At 49.4% G+C, this 1,605-nt stretch carries 1 protein-coding gene; it reads right to left on the bottom strand.

Annotated features, from left to right (window positions below; translation table 11 throughout):
* Nucleotides 1–129 precede the first annotated feature (129 nt).
* Nucleotides 130–1,422 carry an ISKra4 family transposase gene (locus ABD892_RS10755; protein WP_345195630.1) on the bottom strand — a complete coding sequence of 431 codons (1,293 nt, stop codon included), beginning with the start codon at nt 1,420–1,422 and terminating at the stop codon, nt 130–132.
* Between the last annotated feature and the right edge of the window lie 183 nt (nt 1,423–1,605).

Below are 1,605 nucleotides of genomic sequence, written 5' to 3'. Positions count from 1 at the left end.
GAATAGTCGACGCTGGACATCCGCATACTGCAGTAGTGACAGGAGGTGGTCATGAATCGATGGCTAATGAGTTGTTTACGTGGATCAACACCATGATCGGGAACGTCAAAAACTGGGTGCTCTCTCTGATTAATACGAAGATACTGGCTCTCCCAGCCTGTTTTCACAGGTTATACGTTCCCAGAGCTGATCCCAGCGTCCTTTTGTCTCTGCGAGTGCACGCATGCCAAGTACAATTAAAGCGCTTTCATATTTCCAACGCATGCCTGCGCAGCAAAACCTTTGCTTGACCAGCGTTTTACACGCAGCCTCGGTAACACCAGAACCGATGGGCCACAGCCTTTTAACCGCATGGTAATAACGCATCAATGGCAGGTTGTTTTTCAGATACGTCACTGCCTTGTAACGCTTTTCAACCAATGCAGTGGTGCGTTTAGGTAATTCAGCCTGTTCAAGCTCATGCAACAGACGACTTGCCGCACCCCGCTTATGCTTCAGGCGATGCAGCCTGTCTTCAAGCCAGATTTTTCGTTTTCCCTCGTCGTCCGGGAACAAGGCATGGCTGGCCCCGGCCACGTATTCCGACACGTGGAAGAAGTCCAGCAACTGAAAGTCCGTGTGCTGCTTCAAGAAACGCCAGTTTTCTCTGGCTCCATCGGCAACACCGATATAGCAGGCATCTGGATAGCGTTCACGGACCTTTCCGACTTCCTGCTCCAGCTTGCGCAGGAATCTGGCCTTGCCGTACTCAGGCGCTTCGGCAACGTAAACGGTATATTGGCGGTGTCCACTACTGTCATACAAACTGACGGTGCCACACATTGCTTCACGCCAGCCATCATCACAAAGCAGCATGCAGGTGCCATCCAGCCCTATCGCTACCGAGGCAACAGGCTCATCAAGTTCCGGGAGATCATAATCATCATTGTCATGCTCTTCTATCAGATAACCGACACGGTCACAGAGGTTTTTGATATAAGACTGTGACAGTTTACGCCCATGGTTATTCGCCAGATCATCCTCGACAGCCGGTGCGGCATTTTTGCTGTATTTTGAGCTAACCATTTTAGCCAGCCGGGGAGTCGCGGAACCGACAATATGTGCGTGGTAATCCAAGGGTGCCAGGGTTGTGCCGCCGCCACTCTCCTGGTAGACAGCACGTTCGCAATCGACCGGACCATAGGGCGTCTCATAACGCTTCGTTACCTGATGTTTATACGTCAGCTTTTGCCCCTGAAAAATAATGGGATCCTGCGAAGTCACATCGAACCGCTCAAGAATCTCATGAGTTCCAAGCTTTCCTGCTTCATTCAGTTGTTCGAGCAGCAGACCTTCACTGACAAGCATGTTGCCCTGGTTTACAGGAACTTCAATTTGTAAGACAAAGGATTGATTATTACGGCTAATGACAGATGCAGACATATTGGCTAACCAGCAGGGAACGGATTGCACAAGAATATGTCGGAGTTTACGTGAATGCCTTTTCGAGTACTTTGGTTTTAATTATTTCGAAAGAGCACCCCAAAAACTCCCTGAAAGGCAGTTACCACAATATTAATCCCAGGCACCTGCCACGATACCTTGCAGAATACTGTTATCGATTTA

The sequence above is a fragment of the Kistimonas scapharcae genome (genome assembly GCF_039540975.1).
In the GTDB taxonomy this organism is placed as follows: domain Bacteria; phylum Pseudomonadota; class Gammaproteobacteria; order Pseudomonadales; family Endozoicomonadaceae; genus Kistimonas; species Kistimonas scapharcae.
The sequence above is the reverse complement of the archived record's forward strand: the minus strand, read 5'-3'. Positions and strand labels throughout refer to the sequence as shown.

Bases quoted from the DNA above. Each gene is read 5' to 3' on its own strand.
- ABD892_RS10755 (WP_345195630.1), bottom strand. From the start codon at position 1,422: ATGTCTGCATCTGTCATTAGCCGTAATAATCAATCCTTTGTCTTACAA.